Genomic DNA, 20,515 nt, shown 5'->3' on the forward strand with positions numbered 1-20,515 from the left:
GCGCAGCCTATTTTTGTTTGACAACTGTAAAGCCGCCACGTGCCCGGCGAAAGCCGGGCGACCGCGTCAGCTACGCGGAACCTCCTGGCGCGGCAGCGTCTGCGACAGTTCGGCGGCCTTCAACGAACTCATCAACGACAACAGCGTGGAAAACGCATTGCCGCCCTGCTCGCCGCCCATCTGGATCTGCGGCACGAGCGGAATCTTCGACGTCTCGAACGCTTCCGCGAGACGCAGCATCACGGTCTGCATCAGCTGCTTGTCGGCGCCCTCGCCTTCGAGCGCGTCGGACTTCGCCTTGATCGCCGACGCTTCAGCCTCGCCCACCGCCTTGATCGCGGAAGCGCGACCCGCGCCTTCCATCTCCTGGCGGAACTTCTCCGCCTGCGCGAGCGCCTCGATTTCCTGGCGGCGCTTCTCCGCGGCCTTCACGTTCGCGGCACCCTGGTTCTCCTTGATCGACACGTCGACGAGCGAAGCCGTCAACTCCTTCTGCTTCGACGCGCGCTGCTCGGCTTCGTTGAGCTCACGCTGCTTGTCGGCCGCGATCTGTTTCTGCGCGAACGTCTCCACCTGTTCGCGCGCGATCTGCCGGTCGCGCAGCTGCGCCATGATGTTTTCGATCTGCGTGTCGCCGGGCTGCGGCTTCGGCGTGCCGATCAGCACTTCCTCGAACTCCAGCGAATACGCCTGAAAACGCTGACGCATTTCGCTCGACGCGTTGCCCTGCAGTTCGCTGCGCGACTGGATCAGCTCGATGAACGTCTTCGTCTGCGAGACGTTCTTGAAGTACGACGACACCATCGGGTCGAGCGTCTGCTCGACGAGTTGCTCGATGTTGCCGAAGCGCTGCACGACGAGTGGCGCCTTGCGATAGTCGATATGCACGACCACCGACAACGGCAACTGCGGCTCGAACGCATCCTTCGTGATCAGCGTGATCTCGCGCAGATTCGAGTCGAAATTCGAACCGCTTTCGCCGGTCTTCCACAGCAGCACGAAGTTGGTGGTCGGCACGAGCTCGATCTTGCCGGCGTACGTATTGAACGCGTACTTGCCTGGCATCAGCGGTTCGCGCCACACGCCGCGAAAGCCGTTCTCGACGAGCTCGCCATGACTGTAGTCGCTGCCCGACACATCGTTGCCACGGCGGCCCGTGTACGACACGACCACGCCCACATAGCCGACCGGAATGATCGTCTTCGTCAGGAATTCGACCGTCGCGAACAGCCGGTTGATGTAATAGGTGCCTTCCACCAGCACGCGCTGCTGCCGGCCGCGCTTGCCGCCCGCGGCGAGAAACTTCTCCGGTTCCTGAAACGCGTTGTGCACGTCGCCCACGTCGGGCGCGAGCAGCTCATCGGCGCTCAGGCCCGGACCGTCCTGCACCGTGACCACTGCGATCTGGTCCGAGCCGCGCGTGCCCGCGACTTCCTTGATGACGACCGGCGTAAAGCCGCCGCGTTCGTCGAGCACGTCGCGCATCTTGCCGTAGTACGCCTTCTCATCCGGTGCCATCGAAAGCGAATAGGTCGCGTCCTCCGTCATCACGACGAAGAGCGCCGGATTCAGGATGTGCGTACCTTCGCGCAGCACCTTGCGCTGCGGTCCTTTCTGGCCGCCGCGCTCGAGAAACGCGCGCGCATCGCGGAAGTCGTCGACCTTCGAGTTGTCTGCCAGCGTCTGGTCGGCCGGCAGATCGATACCATCGCGCGCGAACACGTAGCCGATCTTGCCCTGAGTGACCGAGATCATCGGCCGGATATGCACGCGGTACTGGAACGGCATGAAGAAGTGAAAGCCGCCACGCAGCAGGTCGGCCTGGAAGCCCGCTTCACTGTGCAGCGCCAGCAGACCGATCTTCACCGACCCATTTGGACTCCAAAGCTTCTCCACGACGCCGACTGCGTCATTCGGTATGTAACGTATCGTTCCCGACGTCCAGACCATGACGCCGAGAATCAGCAGAACTACCACTACCCCGAGGAACGGGACCAATCCACCTGTCAAAAGAGTTTGCATGTTATCTGGTGCTCTGACCTTGTCGAATTGAACACCCTGCGGCCGAGCGCTACCCTCCACCCCGGTTTCGGAACGGAGACGGCACGAAGGGGAATGTGAACGGGCTGTAAAGCGCGATGTGACTTGCGGTCTGGCGGACGTCAGCAATCGACCGCAGTCAAGGGACGTCTGCTCCGTCGCCTGGACGGGCAGGCGTTGTTCGCGATATGCGTCGTCGAGAAACCGGCGATGCCGATCGTGCTGGAAGCAATGAGCGGTGCTGCTTTCACTACTTGCGAGGTTTTCACGTTGATCCGCGAATTTCTATTTTGATCGGATTCTATGCCTCCCCATTTCAGGTGTCCAAGCAATTTGCTGCAGTGCGATCGCTTTAGAGTCAGTCCTCGCAAACGGTGAATTCAGGTTTTCTTAAGCCCCAAATAAATGCCTGAAGTAAGGGGTCATGTAATCACCCTATTCGCAGTGGGGGAAGCGCGCGAGCATCGCGCGGAACGCGGAGATCGTCTACTCCGCAATCAATTTCAGCGCTTTCAGACCGTGCGTTTAACGTTTGCATCAGGGTTAGTCGCAGGTGCTTCGAATTGCTCGCGATGGCTGCCAATAGCCATGCTTTTTACATTTCGTTGCATTCGTTCGTCGACGCACATACCGCCCCTTTCCGGTGCAAATACATTACGCCCACACCAATTGGATCAGTAATCCCTACTGTGAAAAATCGGTGTTGTGGGAGCTATTACCGTCGTTAGCGAAGGCCCAAAGAGGCCAGCCGGGAGACGGACGCCGTGCCGTGGCGTCCTGTGCGAAATCAACCGCCGTGTCCTGTCTGGCTACGCATTTCCGGAAGGCCTTCCAGCGGATGCAGACAGCGCAATCGCGCCCTTGCGGATGCAACGACAGAGGAGCATCACGGGGTTTAAGGGCGCGGCCTCGAACACTGTAACGCGCCTAGCCATTTAGGATGACAAAATGAAAAAGCAGATCGCACTGGCAGTGGCTGCACTGGCACTCTCCGCATCCGCCTTCGCTGGCGGCGGCTTCAACCCGGCTCCGTCCAGCAGTTCGTCGGCATCGGTCGCTGGCAGCGCAGGCGTTGGCGGCGCGCTGGGTATCGCTGGCTTCGCGGTGGGCAACAACTCCACCTCGAGCGTCGGCGGCAACTACACCGCTTCGCTGAATGGCCCGGGCTCGACGTCGGGCACGTACCAGGCTGGTAACCAGAGCTTCGCGAACACGGCTGTCACGTTCGGCACGAACGCTGGCTTCACGAACACGAACACGACGACGAACTCGAATCTGGGCAACGGCAACAACAGCTCGGAAACGCAGATCGGCACGAACAACTTCACGAACAGCGGCTTCACGGTCGCAAGCAGCACGGGTTCGGAAAACTTCGGTTCGAGCGAGTTCAACAGCTCCAACGGCTACAGCAACCAGAACGGCAACACCAACGCCAGCGGCAGCGCCAACTCGAGCGCAACCGGCCTCATCGGCGAAATCGGCGGCGGCGCGGCTGGCTTCGGTTCGCTGGACGGTTCGGCTGCGACGAGCGGCTTCGGCAAGCCGTGGTAAATCCACGCGGCAACGCAGTTCAACTGAAGCTGATCTGAACTGGCGGGGGTCTGGACCAAGTCCGGCCCCCTTCGGCGGACCGGGGGGAAAGAAATGAAATACGCTATTGCGATGGTGATGGTGCTGCTGAGTGGCAGCGCGATGGCGCAGGCAAACGGCACGATTACGAACGGAACGCAATCGACCGCGCAGCAGGCGACCAACGTCAATGTGAATATCGGATCCGGCTCGGGCACTGGCACGAGCGGGGTCTCCAACGCGCAGCTGACGCCGACCGAATCGACCGTGGGCTATACCGGCTCGTACACGGTGAAGAGCGCGCCGACCGTCTATGCGCCTTCGCTGACGGCATCGGTGACGGAAACGTGCTGGGGCTCGGTGTCGGCGGCGGTGTCGGTGGTCGGCGTGGGCGCAACGGGCGCGGCGACGATCAAGGACCAGGACTGTAACCGCCGGCTGAATGCAGCCGTCGCGTGGCGGATGGACCGCAAGGACATCGCGTTCAACATCATGTGCCAGGACGAATCGTTCCGCGCGGCAGCCGCGAAGACGAACTCGCCGTGCGTCGACGACGCACCGAAGGCAGCGGCAGCCACGACGGCAGCGCCGGCCGCAACGGCTGCGGTCGCAACGAAGCCCGCTCCGGCTCCGACGGCTCCGGCAACCGCGCCTGCGGCAACGACTGCGCCGGCAGCCAGCGCCTCGACGGCTGCGCAGGCCACTGCGGCAACCGCGGCTGAGGCGACGACCGCTGCCGCGACCACCGCAGCGCCGACGCTGACGGCCTCACTGACGGCGCCGAGCTCGTTGAATTCGACGAGCGATGCGAAGGCCGATGCGAATCTCACGCCGGTGTCGGGCGATCCGAACGTCTATCAGTACCGTGTCGCCGAAACGACGCACGCAACCGCGGCACATTGAACGGCGAACCAACGGCGCATCGCGCCGTGCGATACCACGTTGCGAGACTGATTCGCACCGCCGCGAGGGACCGGCAATACGCGGCGAGAAACCAATATGCAGAAACGGCGGCCGTCTTCATGGAGACGACCGCCGTTCCCGTTTCTGCGAAAAACACATGCAGCAGTCAGTCGTCAACGCGAGCGATCAGGCGCTCACGTCTCAACCGCACGCCCCGATCTCCCCGCACGCGGTGCAGAAGTCGCATCCATCCTTGCGGATCACCGCATTGGCACCACAAGTCTCGCACTTGCGCCCTTGCATCGTGCTCAGCTGATAGACGGACGACGCTCCGTTCGCATTGCCGTTATTCTCGGCGCCATCCGGTAACGCGAATTCTCCGCCGGCATCCGACCCCCGCTCCACCACCTCCTGCCCGCGCGGCAATTGCGACAGCATCCGCGACGGCACCTGGTTGCCCTCCGCATCCAGGAACCCGCGCCGATGCAGGATCTGCTGGATCGCATACGCGAGCGCGGCCACTTCCGAATCGTGCCAGCGCGGCGTGCGATGCCCGTCGAGCCGCTGCACCTCGCCGAGCCGCACCTGGCCGCGGTCCCACGACACCTTGCGCAGGTCCTGCAGGTTGCGCGCGACGAAACCGCCTCGCGCGGCGAGGGACAACGAACGCATCGTCGCCGTAATCCATTGCTGCGACTCGTCGCGCTGGCCAGCGGGAATGAAGAATTCGATCGGCCGTTCGATCGTCACTTCGTCGCCGCCCACGCGCCCCGTCACCTCGATGAACGACACCGCGAGATACAACGACTTCTTGCCGGCCGCGGTCAGATATTCGACCTTCTCGATCACCGCCGGCAGTTCGCCCCGCGGCCGATGATCGATCGCGATCCGCAGCGGATCCAGCGCGGGTTCGGCCATCGTGTCGCCGTCCGCGTCGCGCGCCGGCACACTCAGCACCGCGCCCAGCGTTTCGTTCGGCCGGTAGGTGGCAAGCCCCTTCAGACCGCCCTTCCACGCGTCGAAGTACAGGCTCTCGAACGCATCGAACGGATAATCGGCCGGCACGTTGACCGTCTTCGAAATCGACGTATCCACATACGGTTGCACGCACGCCATCATCTTCAGGTGATCGTGCGCGGACATTTCGAGCGCGCTGACGAAGTAGTCCGGCAGCGCATTCACGTCACCGCCCAGTTCGCGGTACAGCCGGTACGCGTGATCTTCGACGGCGAACGATTCGCGGCCGCCGTCGGCCATCATCTTCATGCGCGTATAGGTCCACGAAAACGCCGGCTCGATCCCATTCGACGCGTTGTCCGCGAACGCAAGACTCACGGTGCCCGTCGGCGCGATCGACAGCAGGTGGCTGTTGCGCATGCCATGCTTGCGGATCGACGCCTGGATATCGTCGGGCAGCCGCGACGCAAACGTGCCCGCCTGCAGATACGCGTCGGCGTTGAAGAGCGGAAACGCGCCGCGTTCGCGCGCCAGTTCCACCGACGCCCGATACGCTTCGTCGCGCATCAGCTTCGCCACGCGCACTGCGAAGTCGCGGCCTTCCTGCGAGTCGTAGCGCAGCCCGAGCATCACCAGCACGTCGCCCAGCCCCGTAAAGCCGACGCCGATGCGGCGTTTCGCGCGCGCCTCGTCGTGCTGCTGCGGCAACGGCCACAGCGTGATGTCGAGCACGTCGTCGAGAAAGCGCACCTGCGTGCGCGTGCGTTCCGCGAGCAGCGCCCAGTCGAACGAAGGCTGGCCGCCGCGCATCTGCGCGAATGGTTCGATCACGAAGCGGGTCAGGTTCAGCGGGCCCAGATTGCAGCAGCCATACGCCGGCAGCGGCTGCTCGCCGCACGGATTGGTCGAGCGGATGGTTTCGAGCGCGCGCAGATTGTTGTCCTCGTTCATGCGCGAAATGAACACGATGCCGGGTTCCGCGATGTCGTAGGTCGAACGCATGATGCGATCGAAGATCTCGCGCGCGCGCCGCTCGGCGTAGACCCACATGCCGTCCGCGCGCTGCCGCATGTCGTTCGCGGCGCGCATGGCGGGCGAAGGCTCGCCGCGATGCACGAGCTGCCACATGTCGTCCTGCTCGACGGCGCGCATGAACTCGTCCGTCACCGCAACCGACACGTTGAAATTGTTCCAGCGTCCTTTCGAATGCTTCGCTTCGATGAAGTCGAGCAGATCCGGGTGATCGCAGTCGAGCACCGCCATCTGCGCGCCGCGCCGCGAGCCCGCGCTCTCCACCGTGCGGCACGACGCATCGAACACGTCGATGTAGCTGCACGGCCCCGACGCCGACGAACTCGTAGTGTGCACGCGCGCGCCCTTCGGCCGGATCGCGGAGAAGTTGTAGCCGACGCCGCCGCCGCGCCGCATCGTTTCGGCCGCCTGCAGCAGCGCGACGTAGATGCCGGGCAGCCCCTGTTCGTCGACGCCCTGGATGCTGTCGCCGACCGGCTGCACAAAGCAGTTGATCAGCGTCGCGGCGATGCCCGTGCCGGCGGCGCTCATGATGCGGCCCGCGCCCAGGCCGCCGCCCTGCAGATGCTCAACGAAACGCGCTTCGGTCAGCGCTCGCAGCGCCTCCGGTTCCGCCAGCGCGACGCCGCGCGCGACGCGTCGATAGACGTCGTCTGCCGTTCGCTCGTCGCCTTTCGCGTATTTCTCCAGCAGCACGTCGTTCGAGAACTGCTGCGGCGGGATCGACGCGGCACGCGCCTTCACTTCGGTGTCGGTTTCGGCCATGAAAACCTCGGATGGGGTTCGATGCGCGAAGGAACCACCATAACGCACGCCGCGGATGGCCGCAAATGACGCTCACTCGCCGATCCGGCTAAGCCTCGCCCGCCTTCAGGAAGTCGACGAACGCGCGCAACGGCGCGGGTACGTGCCGACGGCCAGGGTGGTACAGAAACGGCCCGGAGAAGTCCTGCCACCACGGTTCGAGAATCGGCTCCAGCGCGCCGCTGTCGAGATGCGGCCGCAGCATGTCTTCGAACAGATGAATCACGCCGAGGCCTTCGGTCGCCATACACACCGCGAGGTCGACCGCGGCGCCGGGTCGCACCACGAGCGGCCCTTGCGGATCGAGACGCACGATCTGGCCGTCGCGCTCGAAGTCCCACGTCGGCTTCGCGCCGCCCGCGAACTGGCCGCGCAGACACGCATGCGCAAGCAGTTCGCGCGGATGCGTGGGCCGGCCATGCGCATCGAGATACGCGGGCGCCGCAGCGGTCGCGAAGCGCTGCACGCGCGGTCCGATCGGCACCGCGATCATGTCCTGCTCGAGCCGTTCGTCGTAGCGAATGCCCGCATCGCAGCCGATCGACAGCACGTCGACGAAACCGTCTTCCACCACCACTTCGACGCGAATGTCAGGGTAGGTCTTCATGAAGGCGGCCAGCACAGAAGGCAGCACGATGCGCGCCGCGCTCGACGGCACGTTCAGCCGCAACGTGCCCGACGGCTTGTCGCGAAAGCCGTTCAGCACGTCGAGCGCGGCTTCCATCTCGCCGAACAGCGGCGTGATCCGTTCGAGCAGGCGCAGCCCCGCTTCGGTCGGCGCGACGCTGCGCGTGGTGCGGTTCAGAAGACGCATGCCGAGCTTCGCTTCGAGCCGTCGCACCGCGATGCTGAGGCTCGACGCCGTGACGCCGCCCACACGCGCCGCGTCGCGAAAACCGCCCGCGCGGGCCACCGAAACGAATGCGGCGAGATCGTTGAATTCCATCGGGATCGTTCAAAATTTTTAACGACCCGTACAATCTAGAGCGGATTATCGAACAGCGCAATCGTCGCCATACTGGCTCCCACTACTCGCCAAGGAGAGCGTCATGCCGAAGTCGAATCCCGAAAGCACGTTCACATTTGCCGGCCGCAAGGTCCATCGCATGGGCTACGGCGCGATGCAACTGGCCGGCCCCGGCGTATTCGGTCCGCCGAAAGATCGCGATGCCGCGCTCGCCGTGCTGCGCGAAGCGATCGCACTCGGCGTCGATCACATCGATACCAGCGACTTCTACGGGCCGCACGTCACCAACCAGCTGATCCGCGAAGCGCTGCATCCGTATCCGGACAACCTGACGATCGTGACGAAGCTCGGCGCCGTGCGCGACAGCACCGGCGCGTGGCTGCCGGCGCAAGAGCCGGAGGACCTGCGCCGCGGTGCGCACGACAATCTCCGCAATCTGGGCCTCGACGTGATCGACGTCGTCAATCTGCGCGTGATGGGTGACGTGCACGCACCGTCGGAAGGGTCGATCGAGAAGCAGGTCACGGCGCTCGCCGAACTGCAGCGCGAAGGGCTCGTGCGGCACATCGGCCTCAGCAACGTGACGTCCGCGCAGGTCGCCGAGGCGGAGCGCATCGTGCCGATCGTCTGCGTGCAGAATCACTACAACGTGGTGCAGCGCGACGACGACGCGCTCGTCGACGAACTCGCGCGCAAGGGCGTCGCGTACGTGCCGTTTTTCCCGCTCGGGGGATTCACGCCGATCCAGTCGTCGGCGCTGTCGACGATCGCGGCATCGCTGGACGCAACGCCGATGCAGGTCGCCCTCGCGTGGCTCCTGCACCGGTCGCCGAATATCCTGCTGATACCGGGCACGTCGTCGGTCGCGCATCTGCGCGAGAACCTGAACGCGGCGCGCCTCGAATTGCCCGACGCGGTGCTGCGCGACCTCGACGCGATCTAGACACGATCTAGTTCAGACCTTGCCCTTCCACGGCACGAGCACGCGCTCGATCCGTCGCATCAGCAGATCGAAGCACAGCGCGAAGAAGCCGATCACGATGATGCCCATGATCACGACGTCGCTGGCAAGAAACTCCGCGGCGTTGAGCACCATGAAGCCGAGACCGCTCGTCGACGCGACCATTTCCGCGGCGACGAGCGTCGTCCAGCCGACGCCGATGCCGATCCGCATGCCGGTGAAGATTTCCGGCAACGCCGACTTCAGGATCACGTGGAAGACGATCTGCGTGCGCGATGCGCCCATCGAATACGCCGCGTGAATCTGCTCGATGCTGACCGAGCGGACACCCGCGCGCGCGGCGATCGCGAGCGGCGCGAAGATCGCAAGGTAGATCAGCAGGATCTTCGAGAATTCGCCGATGCCGAACCAGATGATGATGAGCGGCAGATACGCGAGCGGCGGCAGCGGCCGGTAGAACTCGATCGGCGGATCGAACACGCCGCGCGCGAAGCGCGACACGCCCATCAGCACGCCGATCGGAATCGCCGTCACGCACGCCAGTGCGAACGCGCCGAACACGCGCAGCAAGCTCATCATCGTGTGCTGCGCGAGCGTCGAGTTCGCGAAGCCGTCGGTCGCTACCGAGATGAACTTCGCATAGACGGCCTGCGGCGACGGCAGGAACAGCGGCTTGATCCAGTGCAGGTTGGTCGCGGCGAACCACAGCGCAACGAACGCGGCCACCGTCACAAGACTCACGAGTACGCTGTTGCCTTCGCCCGGAGCACCGAACGCGTCGCCCGGCTTCACCGCCTTGCGTGCGAATACATGCGGACGGTGCCGCTTCGGCCGCGGCGCTTCCGCATTGGCATGCGAATCGAGCGGGTTGCCGTGATTCTCGAGCACCGCGTGCCCTCCTTTCGAACTAAGCATGGAACACCTCGGCATCGGCGCTGTGCTGCTTTTCGTCGCCATAGATGATGCTGAGCACGCGCTCGCGCATCTCGATGAAATCCGGGCTCGACTTGACCGCCCGCGCATCGCGGCTCTCCAGAAAGCGGCGATTGAAGTCGAGTTCGTACGTATGCGTGATGCGCCCCGGCCGCGGCGACATCACGATCAGCCGGCTCGCCAGAAACAGCGCTTCCTCCACGCTGTGCGTGATGAAGAAGAACATCTTGTTCGTCTTCGTCCACACGTCGAGCAGCAGTTCCTGGATGGTTTCGCGCGTGAGCGCATCGAGCGCGGCCATCGGCTCGTCCATCAGCAGCATCGCCGGATCGCAGGTCAGCGCGCGCGCAATGCCCACCCGCTGCTGCATGCCGCCCGACAGCTGATAGATCATGTGACGATGAAAATCCTGCAGCCCGACGAGCGCGAGATTGCGCGCGGCGATCTCGTAGCGCTCGCCCTTCGATACGCCGCGCAGCTTGAGGCCGAACGCGGTGTTGTCGAGCACGTTGAGCCAGGGCAGCAACGCGTGCTTCTGGAACACAACGCCGCGATCCGCGCCCGGCCCCATGATCGGCTCGCCGCCCAGCAGCAGTTCGCCGCTGGAAGGCGCGATGAAGCCGGCCATCAACGACAGCAGCGTCGTCTTCCCACATCCCGATGCGCCGAGCGCGACGACGAAGTCGCCCGCATCGATCGTCAGATCGATGTCGTCGAGCGCGTGAACGCGCTCTCCCGGCCGGCGCCCCGGGTACATGACGCTGACGCCATTGACGTGCATGCTTTCCACATTGCCTCCTTGCCCTCGCGGGTCAGTTGGGTCAGTTGGTCTTCAGTGCTGCTTCAGCATAGTCCGGCGTGACGAACTTCGTGTAGTCCGGCAGTACCGTCGAAATCTGCTTCTGGTCCTTCAGGAAGGTCGACGTGTCCTTCAGCGCGAACGCCGCGCGGCTCGCGGAACCACCGCCCAGCCATTGCGCGGACGCCTGCTCGGTCAGCGTCGGGAAACCGTACAGCGCGAGCGAACCCGGCACGTCGGCCGCGGTGCCGCCGATCATCTTCGCGATCGCCGCCGCCTGCGGCGAGGTCGCCGTCCACTGGGTCGGATTGCTGCGGTACTGGTTGTCCTGATTGGCGATCGCGCGCACCAGCTTCACCATGAAGTCCTTGTGCTCCTCGCCCCACTTGCGGTCCACCGCGATGCCATCGAACGTCGGCTTGCCGAGCTTCGACAGTTCGCCCGACGTGATCAGCACCTTGCCGCTCTTTTTCAGCTCCGCGAGCGCCGGGTCCCACACGTACGCCGCGTCGATGTCGCCGCGCTCCCATGCCGCGACGATCTGGTTGGGCTGCATGTTGAGGATCTTCACGTCGGACGGATTGATGCCCCAGTGCTGCAACGCGAACATCGTGTGGTAGTGCGTCGTCGAGACGAACGGCACGCCGATGGTCTTGCCCTTCAGGTCAGCCGGCGTATTGATGCCGGAGCCGTTGCGCACCACCATCGCTTCGGCCTGGTTGATGTTGTCGAGAATCCAGAAGAGCTGCAGGTCGACGCCCTGGCTCACCGCGGCCGCGAGCGGGCTCGACCCGATCACGCCGATCTTCACGTCGCCGGACGCCATCGCGGTCGCGACCTTCGCGCCGGATTCGAACTGTCGCCAGTGGATCTTGTAGCCCGTTTCCTTCTCGATCGAGCCGTTCGCGATCGCCACGACCCACGGATCGACGATCTGCTGGTACGCGATCGTGACCTCCTTGTCCTGCGCGTGCGCGAATGGCGCGGCGAAGCACGCGAGGAGCGCGAGCACGGCTGGCGCAATACGTCGCGCCATGCGGTCGATCCAGCGACGTAATGTCAGACAGCTTTGATTCGGCATGGCAGGTCTCCACGATTTCGGCTCGCTGAAGCGCGACGCGGTCGCGACGAGCGGGTTGGCGGCCTCGCGAACGGGAGGGAGTTGTCCCAATCGTCCGCGCCGCATGAAACCGAGTATCGTCACGAAAAAAATGAGCAAGTTAGTGCCAGACAATCCCATTCGTTGAGTCCAAGCTCTAATCCGACTGCAAGGAGCCCGCATGCCCAGCCGTCCCTCGGCCGCCATCTGGACGCAGCTGTTCCAGCGTTCGTCCGACTCCGGCATGAGCCTGCAAGGCAAGATCCGCCAGATGCTGGTCGGCGCGATCCTCGACGGCCAGTTGCCGCCCGACGCCGCGCTGCCGTCGAGCCGCGAACTCGCGGATCAGCTCGAGGTGGCTCGCAATACGGTGGTGCTCGCGTACCAGCAGCTCGTCGAAGAGGGCTACCTGGTGTCGCGCCAGCGCAGCGGCCACTTCGTGAACCCGGCGATGCTGGAAGGCCAGCGCGGCTTCACCGCCGCCGGCGCCGAAGCGCCGGCGGCCGAAGCGAACGGCCACACCCGGCCCGACTGGCGGCAGCGCATTCCGCGGCCGCCGTCGGCGCAACGCAATATCGTCAAACCCGCGACCTGGCAGAACTACGAATATCCGTTCATCTACGGTCAGTTCGACCAGGCGCTGTTTCCGACCAGCGACTGGCGTGAGTGCTGCATCAAGGCGCTCTCCGTGATGGAGATCCGCAACTGGGCGCCCGACCTCATCGAACGCGACGACGAAACGCTCGTCCAGCAGATCCGCACGCGCGTGCTGCCGCGCCGCGGCGTGTTCGCAATGCCCGACGAGATCGTCGTGACGATCGGCTGCCAGCAGGCGCTCTACCTGATCGCGGATCTGCTGAGCGGCCCGCACACCACGATCGGCTTCGAAAACCCCGGCTATCCAGACGCGCGCAACATCTTCGGCCAGCGCAACGCACGGCTCCTGCCGTTGCAGGTGGACGCGAGCGGCGTGAATCCCGCCGACGAAAGCACCTTCGCGCATTGCGACTACGTGTACGTGACGCCCAGCCATCAATGCCCCACCACGGTTACGCTGCCGCTGGAGCGCCGCCACGCGTTGCTCGAGCTCGCGCAGCGGCACGACTTCGTGATCGTTGAGGATGACTACGAGAGCGAAAACACCTTCTCCGGCACCCCTCATCCCGCGCTGAAAAGCCTGGACAGCGCGGACCGCGTGATCTACGTCGGCAGCCTGTCGAAAACTTTCGCGCCGGGGCTGCGGCTCGGCTACGTGGTCGGGCCGCGCGACCTCGTGCGCGAACTGCGCGCACTGCGCCGGCTGATGGTGCGCCATCCGGCCGCCTACATCCAGCGCGCGTTCGCGACCTTTCTCGCGCTCGGCCATCACGACACCCTGCTGCGCCGGCTCGCGCATGCGTACCGCGAACGCGCGCAGGCGCTGACGGACGCGCTCGACGCCCACCTGCCGGAGCTGCGCGTGATGCCCGTCACGGGCGGCGCGTCATGCTGGGTCGAAGGCCCTGCCTGGCTCGACGCCACCCGGCTCGCGCTGGATGCGCAGGCGCTCGGCGTCCTGATCGAACCCGGCAACGTGTTCTTCATGAACGGCTACGACGACCAGCGCTGCTTCCGGATGGGCTTCGCCGCGATCCGCACCGACCGCATCGAGCCGGGCGTACGCGCGCTCGCACAGGTTGTCCATCAGCAGCGCAACCGCGCCTGACCCCACCGCCTCCTCCAACTCGCCCGACTCGCCACGGCCTGCCATACCCGGCGGCCCGTGCGGGCGAATTCGCGCTCGCGGCGCATCCACGCGCCATCATCACCTCACATCGATAATGATACAAAACATTCCGTTTTATTCCAGAAATTCTATTGACCCGTTCGCGGCCTATGCACTAGATTGGGTGTGTGGCGAATCACTACGGAACATTTCGTTCCATTTTTAAATACCGGAGACACTCATGAGCGACCCGAAATCCACCGGCACCCATGCTGGCAACGGCCCGCAGGCCATGACGCCGTCCGAGGCGTTCGTCGAGACGCTCGCGGCCAATGGCGTGACCGACATGTTCGGCATCATGGGTTCCGCGTTCATGGACGCGATGGACATCTTCGCGCCCGCCGGCATCCGCCTGATTCCGGTCGTCCACGAGCAGGGCGCGGGGCACATGGCGGATGGCTATGCGCGCGTGTCGGGCCGTCATGGCGTCGTGATCGGCCAGAACGGCCCCGGCATCAGCAACTGCGTGACCGCGATCGCGGCCGCGTACTGGTCGCACAGCCCGGTCGTGATCGTGACGCCGGAAGCGGGCACGATGGGTATCGGGCTCGGCGGCTTCCAGGAAGCGAAGCAGCTGCCGATGTTCCAGGAATTCACGAAGTACCAGGGCCACGTCACGCACCCGGCGCGGATGGCCGAATTCACCGGCCGCTGCTTCGAACGCGCGCTGACCGACATGGGCCCCACGCAGCTCAACATTCCGCGCGACTACTTCTACGGCGAGATCAAGGCCGAGATTCCGCAGCCGCGCAAGCTGGAACGCGGTGCCGGCGGCGAGCAGAGTCTCGACGAAGCCGCGCGGCTGCTTTCTGAAGCGCGCTTCCCGGTGATCATCTCGGGCGGTGGCGTCGTAATGGGCGATGCGATCGACGAATGCAAGGCGCTCGCAGAACGGCTCGGTGCGCCGGTCGTCAACAGCTATCTGCACAACGATTCGTTCCCGGCGAAGCACCCGCTGTGGTGCGGTCCGCTCGGCTATCAAGGCTCGAAAGCGGCAATGAAGCTGATCTCGCGCGCGGACGTGGTCGTCGCGCTCGGTTCGCGTCTCGGGCCGTTCGGCACGCTGCCGCAGCATGGCCTCGACTACTGGCCGAAGGACGCGAAGATCATCCAGATCGACGCCGACCACAAGATGCTCGGCCTCGTGAAGAAGATCACGGTCGGCATCTGCGGCGACGCGAAGGCCTCGGCCGCCGCGCTTACGCAGCGACTCGCGGGCCGTACGCTCGCCTGCGACGCGTCGCGCGACGAACGCGCATCGCAGATCGCCGCCGAAAAAACCGCGTGGGAAAAAGAGCTCGACGAGTGGACGCACGAGCGCGACCCGTACAGCCTGGACATGATCGCCGAGCAGAAGGACGAGCGCCCGTTCAGCGGCGGCCGCTATCTGTCGCCGCGCCAGGTGCTGCGCGAACTGGAAAAAGCGATGCCGGCGCACGCGATGGTGTCCACCGACATCGGCAACATCAACTCGGTCGCGAACAGCTATCTGCGTTTCGACGAGCCGCGCAGCTTCTTCGCGGCGATGAGCTGGGGCAACTGCGGCTACGCGTTCCCGACCATCATCGGCGCGAAGGTCGCCGCGCCCGATCGTCCGGCCATCTCGTATGCGGGCGATGGCGCGTGGGGCATGAGCATGATGGAAACCTTGACCTGCGTGCGCCACAAGATTCCGGTCACCGCGGTGGTGTTCCACAACCGCCAATGGGGCGCCGAAAAGAAGAACCAGGTGGACTTCTACAACCGCCGCTTCGTGGCGGGCGAACTCGACAACCCGAGCTTCGCCGCGATCGCGAAGGCGATGGGCGCGGAAGGGATCGTCGTGGATCAACTGGAGGATGTGGGTCCCGCGCTGAAACGCGCGGTCGACATGCAGATGAACGAAGGCAAGACGACGATCGTCGAGATCATGTGCACGCGGGAACTTGGCGATCCGTTCCGCCGCGATGCACTGTCGAAGCCAGTGCGTCTGCTCGACAAGTACAGGGACTACGTCTGAGAGCAGGGCCATGAAAGCCCTGAACCGCATCATCGAGCAAGCGCGCGCCTGTCCGATGCGCATCGTGCTGAGCGAAGCCGAGGACAGCCGCATCCTGCTCGCGGCACAGCGCGCGCAACGCGAAGGCGTTGCGCGCATCGTGCTGGTCGGCGACGCGCTGCGTATTCGCGACGCCGCCGTCGTTCACGAAGTCGATCTCGCGGGGATGGAGATCGTCGATCCGGCGACGTCCGCGCTCACGCCGGCGCTCGGCGAAGCGTTGCTCGAGCTGCGCCGGCACAAAGGTATGACCGCGGAGGCGGCCGCCCGCGAAGTGCAGACGCCGCTGTGCTTCGCGAACCTGATGGTACGGCTCGGCCACGCGGACGGTTCGGTGTCCGGCGCGGTCAACACGACCGCGGACGTGGTACGCACCGCGATCCAGATCATCGGCGTAGACCCGGCCTTCAGTCTCGTGTCGAGCTTCTTTCTGATGATGCTGTGCGAGCCATTCCACATGATGAAGGGCGGCTTGATCTTCTCGGACTGCGCGCTCGTCGTCGATCCCGACGAAAAGCAGCTGGCCGAAATCGCGATGGCTGCGGCGGATAGCGCGCAAAGCCTGCTGATCGACGAGACGCCGCGCGTTGCGATGCTGTCGTTCTCGACGAACGGGAGCGCGCACCACGCCGCCGTCGACAAGGTCGTGCATGCGACGCAGATCGTACAGGCGCGGCGCCCCGATCTCGCGATCGACGGCGACGTGCAACTCGATGCGGCGATCGTGGCCGAAATCGCGGACCGGAAGATCCCGCATTCGCACGTGCACGGTCATGCGAACGTGCTGGTGTTTCCCAATCTCGACGCAGGCAACATCGGCTACAAGCTCGCCGAGCGGATTGGCGGCGCGAAGGCGGTCGGCCCGCTGCTGCAGGGGCTGCGCAAACCGGCGAACGATCTGTCGCGCGGTTGCAGCGTCGAAGACGTTTATCACGTGATCGCGGTGACCGCGGCGCAGGCGCAGAGCGCGCAGGTGAAGGCGGCGGTGGTGTAGCTGGCGGGCGCGGCACGCCTCACATACCCCCCCGCCGCCGCGCCCCCAGCCACGCGGCGAGCCGCGCGAACAGCGTCATATCCGGCGGCACGGACAGATCGAGTCCCAGGTTGTGCCGGTAGAACGGACTGAGATCGAGACCGACGCCAAGCCCCAGCACCTCGACGTCGCGCGCCGCTTCGTGCCGCGCGACGACTTCCCGCAGATGCTGATCGAGATAGAACGCGTCGTTTGCCTGGCTCGTCGCGCTGTCCATCGGGCTGCCGTCCGAGATCACGACCAGCACGCGGCGCACATCGCCGCGCGCGCAGAGCCGCTCGCACGCCCAGTCAATCGCCTCGCCGTCGATGCCCTCGCGAAACAGGTCCGCCTTGAACAGCCCGGCGATGGCGCCACGCGCCGCGCGCCAGCTGCTGTCCGCGTCCTTGAAGATCAGCCGGCACTGCTCGTTGAGCCGCCCCGGATGCGCCGGCCGTCCGCTTGCCAGCCAGTCGAGTTTCGCGCGACCGCCGTTCCACGCGCCGGTTGTGAAGCCCAGCACTTCGGTCGCGACACCGGCCATGTCGAGCGCGCGCACCAGCACGTCGACCATCACCGCGACTGCCTCGATATGTGCCTTCATCGAGCCCGAGCAGTCGATCAGGAAGCTCACCGCACAATCCGCGCGCGGCCGCTCGCGTTCGAGCCGGAACAACCGGCGCTCATCGGGCGATGTGACCAGTTGCGCGAGACGCCGCCCGTCGATGCGCCCCTCCTCCTCGCTGAACGACCAGCCGTCGCGAATCGGCACCGCGAGTGCCGTCTGCAGGATCCGCGCGAGCCGCGCGACATTCAGATGCCGCGCAGTGACGAGCTCGTCCAGCCGCTCGCGATATTCGCGCAGCAACTCGGGCCGAATGCGCGCGGCGGGATGAATCACCGTGTCGTAGCGCGTCGTGAACACGCGATAGCCCGCGCCGGTCGTCGCACGCACGCGGCTTTCACCGCTCGCGGCGAGCGTGGGCGCATCGAAGCCGTCTTCTTCGTCCGTATCGAACCACGTGCCGAGCATCGTGCGCGCAGCTTCGTGCTCATCGTCGTCGAGCGACGCATTCGTTTCCGCGAGCGCATGCCGCACATCGCGAACCATCGCGCCGATACAGTGTGCGATTTCGCGTGCGTGCATCGCGTACGCAGATTGATCGGCACGCTGTCGCCGCAGGCCCGCCAGCGCGACGCCAAGCCGCGGCGCAAGCACCGCGCGCGTTGCCTCGATCAGGCCTTCGGTCTCCTCGAGCACCGGTTGGCCCGACAGGCGCGACGCGGCCATCTGCGCAACCGTATAGATCAGCAGGCCGACCTCGCTGTCGAGCAGCCCCGCGCGATGGCACGCGCGCGACCACGTATCGAACCGATGCCGAAGATTGCGCGCGACGCCGCGCATGCCGGGCGGCACAAGCGTTTCGCAACGCAGCTGTTCGAGCAGCTCGAAGACGAGACGTTCGAGCGGCTCGTCCATCGCGAAGCGACGATGCAATACATCGTCCGAATGCAGGAGCCGCAGCGCGGCGGCATCGGCCGCGCCGCGTGACGACGCGAGATCGCCGATCCGCGCATCCGCGCGCAGATGCGGCGCGTGCAGCGCAACAGGCCGCAGATGCCGGAACAGCCGGCCGCCGCGATAGTGCAACGCCGGATCGCCAGTCAACGCGCGAACCGCGGCCGCGCAGAGCGCGTCGCGCCGCGGACCGACATGGCGTGCGTCGCTCATCCGCCAGACCCTTGCGGTCCGCGCGACGCATCGCCGTCATGCCATTGCGACGGCGTATCCAGTTCGACGTCGAAGCATCGCTGGTAGTACTCGGCGACGATCGGCCGCTCGGCCTCGTCGCACTTGTTGAGGAAGGTGAGCCGGAACGCGAGCGCCGGGTCGCGAAACACGAGGCAGTTCTCGGCCCAGCTGATCACCGTGCGCGGCGACATCAGCGTCGACAGATCGCCCGCGGCGAAGCCCTTGCGCGTGAGCCCCGCCATGCCGACCATCGAACCGACGAGCGCGCGGCCCGCATCGTGTTCGAGTTCGGGCACGCGCGCGAGCACGATCCGCGTCTCCTCGTCGCGCGACAGATAGTTGAGCGTCGCGACCACATTCCAGCGGTCGATCTGCGCATGGTTCAGCATCTGCGTGCCGTGATACAGGCCATTGAGATTGCCGAGGCCCACGGTGTTGGTGGTGGCGAACAGCCGGAAGAACGGATGCGGCTCGATCACGCGGTTCTGGTCGAGCAGCGTGAAGCGGCCGTCGCGCTCCAGGATGCGCTGAATCACGAACATCACGTCGGGCCGCCCTGCATCGTATTCGTCGAACACGAGCGCGACCGGCCGCTGCAGCGCCCACGGCACGATGCCTTCCTGGAATTCGGTCACCTGCACGTCGTCGCGCACGACGATCGCATCCTTGCCCACCAGATCGAGCCGGCTCACGTGGCCGTCCAGATTCACCCGCACGCACGGCCAGTTGAGCCGTGCGGCCACCTGCTCGATATGGGTCGACTTGCCGGTGCCGTGCAGCCCTTGCACCATCACACGACGGTTGCGCGAGAACCCGGCGAGAATCGCGAGCGTGACTTCGGGGTTGAAGCAGTACGCGTCGTCGATGTCCGGCACGTGCGGGTCGCGCTCGCTGAACGCCGGCACCATCAGGTCCGAATCGATGCCAAACAGCGCGCGTACCAATACCGTGCGGTCCGGCCCGCTCATCACGTTGTCCCTCACGCTCTTCCTCCGGCGCCCGTCTGGCGCAGCCATGTCTCCATGATAGCAATCATCTTTTTTCGGAACAAATCATTTCATTTATTTTCGACAACTCGGCTGTGGATGGTCGATTAAAATAGTCTGATCCTGTTTCCGGAACGGAAGATGATTAAAACCGACACGCCGACCTTGCGTGCTTTCGCGCTGCTCGAATACCTCGTGAACGCGGGCAATCCGGTGTCGCTCGCCGACATCGCCGAGGACGTCGACATGCCGAAGGCGTCGCTGCACCGGATGCTTGCGTCGCTGGAGGCCGGCGGTCTCGTGATCCGCGAACCCGGCGAGAAGAACGCGTACGTGGTCGGGCCGCGTCTCGCGCAACTCGGACTCAACGTGATGACGCACGCGGGCGCGCGTCGTTTGCGGCACGCGATTCTGTCGAAGCTCGTGGGCGACCTCGGCGAAACCTGCAACCTCACGATGCTTCACGAAACCGAGGTGCTCTATCTCGATCGAGTGGAAGCGCCGTGGCCGCTGCGGCTCGACCTGAAACCGGGTTCGCACGTGCCCTCATGGTGCAGCGCGAGCGGCAAGCTGCTGCTCGCGATGCAGCCGCGCGAAGACCGCAGCGCGCTGCTGCGCGCGATGAAGCTCGAGCGCTTCACGCCGAACACGATCACCGATGTCGAACTGCTCGAAGCCGAACTCGACCGCATCGAACACAAGGGCATCTCGATCGACAACGAAGAGTTCGTGATCGGCATTGTGTGCGCGGCCGCGCCCGTGATCGATGCGAACGGCACCTGCATTGCGGCTGTGGCCGTGCATGCGCCGGTGTCGCGTTCGCCGCTGTCGCGCACGCTCGACATGGTGCCGCGCCTGAAGCAAGCGGCCGAGGACCTCGCGAAAACCTTCTGACCT

At 65.1% G+C, this 20,515-nt stretch carries 15 protein-coding genes; 7 read left to right on the top strand and 8 right to left on the bottom strand.

What is annotated here, in order from left to right:
- Positions 1 to 66 precede the first annotated feature (66 nt).
- On the bottom strand, positions 67 to 1,896 hold the full coding sequence (locus DVS29_RS21190) for an SPFH domain-containing protein (protein ID WP_240655720.1): 1,830 nt from the start codon (positions 1,894 to 1,896) through the stop codon (positions 67 to 69).
- A 1,092-nt stretch (positions 1,897 to 2,988) separates the two neighbouring features.
- Here DVS29_RS21190 and DVS29_RS21195 point away from each other — a divergent pair.
- Both DVS29_RS21195 and DVS29_RS37380 read left to right on the top strand, forming a co-directional pair.
- Complete coding sequence (locus tag DVS29_RS21195; protein ID WP_118182453.1) at positions 2,989 to 3,591, top strand: hypothetical protein; 603 nt, start codon at positions 2,989 to 2,991, stop codon at positions 3,589 to 3,591.
- Between the two features lie 93 nt (positions 3,592 to 3,684).
- Positions 3,685 to 4,512, top strand: coding sequence for a hypothetical protein (locus DVS29_RS37380; protein ID WP_164707960.1), 828 nt, complete (start codon positions 3,685 to 3,687; stop codon positions 4,510 to 4,512).
- Positions 4,513 to 4,713: 201 nt separating this feature from the next.
- Here the strand turns inward: DVS29_RS37380 and DVS29_RS21205 are convergent, their stop codons facing one another.
- Both DVS29_RS21205 and DVS29_RS21210 read right to left on the bottom strand, forming a co-directional pair.
- Positions 4,714 to 7,266, bottom strand: coding sequence for an adenosylcobalamin-dependent ribonucleoside-diphosphate reductase (locus DVS29_RS21205; RefSeq protein ID WP_118182455.1), 2,553 nt, complete (start codon positions 7,264 to 7,266; stop codon positions 4,714 to 4,716).
- Positions 7,267 to 7,354: 88 nt separating this feature from the next.
- On the bottom strand, positions 7,355 to 8,251 hold the full coding sequence (locus DVS29_RS21210; protein WP_118182456.1) for a LysR family transcriptional regulator: 897 nt from the start codon (positions 8,249 to 8,251) through the stop codon (positions 7,355 to 7,357).
- Between the two features lie 103 nt (positions 8,252 to 8,354).
- On the opposite strand from DVS29_RS21210, the gene DVS29_RS21215 reads away from it, so the two are divergent.
- On the top strand, positions 8,355 to 9,215 hold the full coding sequence (locus DVS29_RS21215; RefSeq protein WP_118182457.1) for an aldo/keto reductase family oxidoreductase: 861 nt from the start codon (positions 8,355 to 8,357) through the stop codon (positions 9,213 to 9,215).
- Positions 9,216 to 9,227: 12 nt separating this feature from the next.
- On the opposite strand, the gene DVS29_RS21220 is transcribed toward DVS29_RS21215, so the two are convergent.
- From DVS29_RS21220 to tauA, 3 genes are read right to left on the bottom strand one after another with little or no spacing between them, the layout of a single operon-like run.
- Positions 9,228 to 10,148, bottom strand: a complete 921-nt coding sequence (locus tag DVS29_RS21220) for an ABC transporter permease subunit (RefSeq protein WP_118182458.1) — start codon at positions 10,146 to 10,148, stop codon at positions 9,228 to 9,230.
- A complete protein-coding gene (locus DVS29_RS21225; RefSeq protein ID WP_205962494.1) occupies positions 10,141 to 10,947 on the bottom strand; it encodes a taurine ABC transporter ATP-binding protein in 807 nt (268 codons plus the stop codon). Before DVS29_RS21225 ends, DVS29_RS21220 begins: the two co-directional genes overlap by 8 nt.
- 40 nt (positions 10,948 to 10,987) lie before the next feature.
- A complete protein-coding gene (tauA, locus tag DVS29_RS21230; RefSeq protein ID WP_118182460.1) occupies positions 10,988 to 12,001 on the bottom strand; it encodes a taurine ABC transporter substrate-binding protein in 1,014 nt (337 codons plus the stop codon).
- Between the two features lie 244 nt (positions 12,002 to 12,245).
- On the opposite strand from tauA, the gene pdxR reads away from it, so the two are divergent.
- The 3 genes from pdxR (at position 12,246) to pta (ending at position 16,861) form a co-directional block, all read left to right on the top strand.
- Positions 12,246 to 13,769 carry a MocR-like pyridoxine biosynthesis transcription factor PdxR gene (pdxR, locus tag DVS29_RS21235; protein ID WP_118182461.1) on the top strand — a complete coding sequence of 508 codons (1,524 nt, stop codon included), beginning with the start codon at positions 12,246 to 12,248 and terminating at the stop codon, positions 13,767 to 13,769.
- Positions 13,770 to 14,010: 241 nt separating this feature from the next.
- A complete protein-coding gene (gene xsc, locus DVS29_RS21240) occupies positions 14,011 to 15,828 on the top strand; it encodes a sulfoacetaldehyde acetyltransferase (RefSeq protein ID WP_205962490.1) in 1,818 nt (605 codons plus the stop codon).
- A 10-nt stretch (positions 15,829 to 15,838) separates the two neighbouring features.
- Positions 15,839 to 16,861 carry a phosphate acetyltransferase gene (gene pta / locus DVS29_RS21245; protein ID WP_118182462.1) on the top strand — a complete coding sequence of 341 codons (1,023 nt, stop codon included), beginning with the start codon at positions 15,839 to 15,841 and terminating at the stop codon, positions 16,859 to 16,861.
- Positions 16,862 to 16,880: 19 nt separating this feature from the next.
- Here the strand turns inward: pta and DVS29_RS21250 are convergent, their stop codons facing one another.
- Both DVS29_RS21250 and DVS29_RS21255 read right to left on the bottom strand, forming a co-directional pair.
- Entirely contained in the window at positions 16,881 to 18,611 is a 1,731-nt protein-coding gene (locus DVS29_RS21250; protein ID WP_118182463.1) for a cobaltochelatase CobT-related protein, read from the bottom strand.
- Positions 18,608 to 19,600: an AAA family ATPase gene (locus DVS29_RS21255; RefSeq protein WP_118182464.1), complete on the bottom strand. Its 993-nt coding sequence runs from the start codon at positions 19,598 to 19,600 to the stop codon at positions 18,608 to 18,610. The genes DVS29_RS21250 and DVS29_RS21255 overlap by 4 nt, the downstream gene beginning before the upstream one ends.
- A gap of 159 nt (positions 19,601 to 19,759) precedes the next feature.
- Between DVS29_RS21255 and DVS29_RS21260 the strand changes: the two genes are divergently transcribed.
- A complete protein-coding gene (locus tag DVS29_RS21260) occupies positions 19,760 to 20,512 on the top strand; it encodes an IclR family transcriptional regulator (RefSeq protein ID WP_118182465.1) in 753 nt (250 codons plus the stop codon).
- Positions 20,513 to 20,515 lie beyond the last annotated feature (3 nt).

It is taken from the genome of Paraburkholderia phosphatilytica (genome assembly GCF_003443895.1).
Taxonomy (GTDB): Bacteria; Pseudomonadota; Gammaproteobacteria; order Burkholderiales; family Burkholderiaceae; genus Paraburkholderia; species Paraburkholderia phosphatilytica.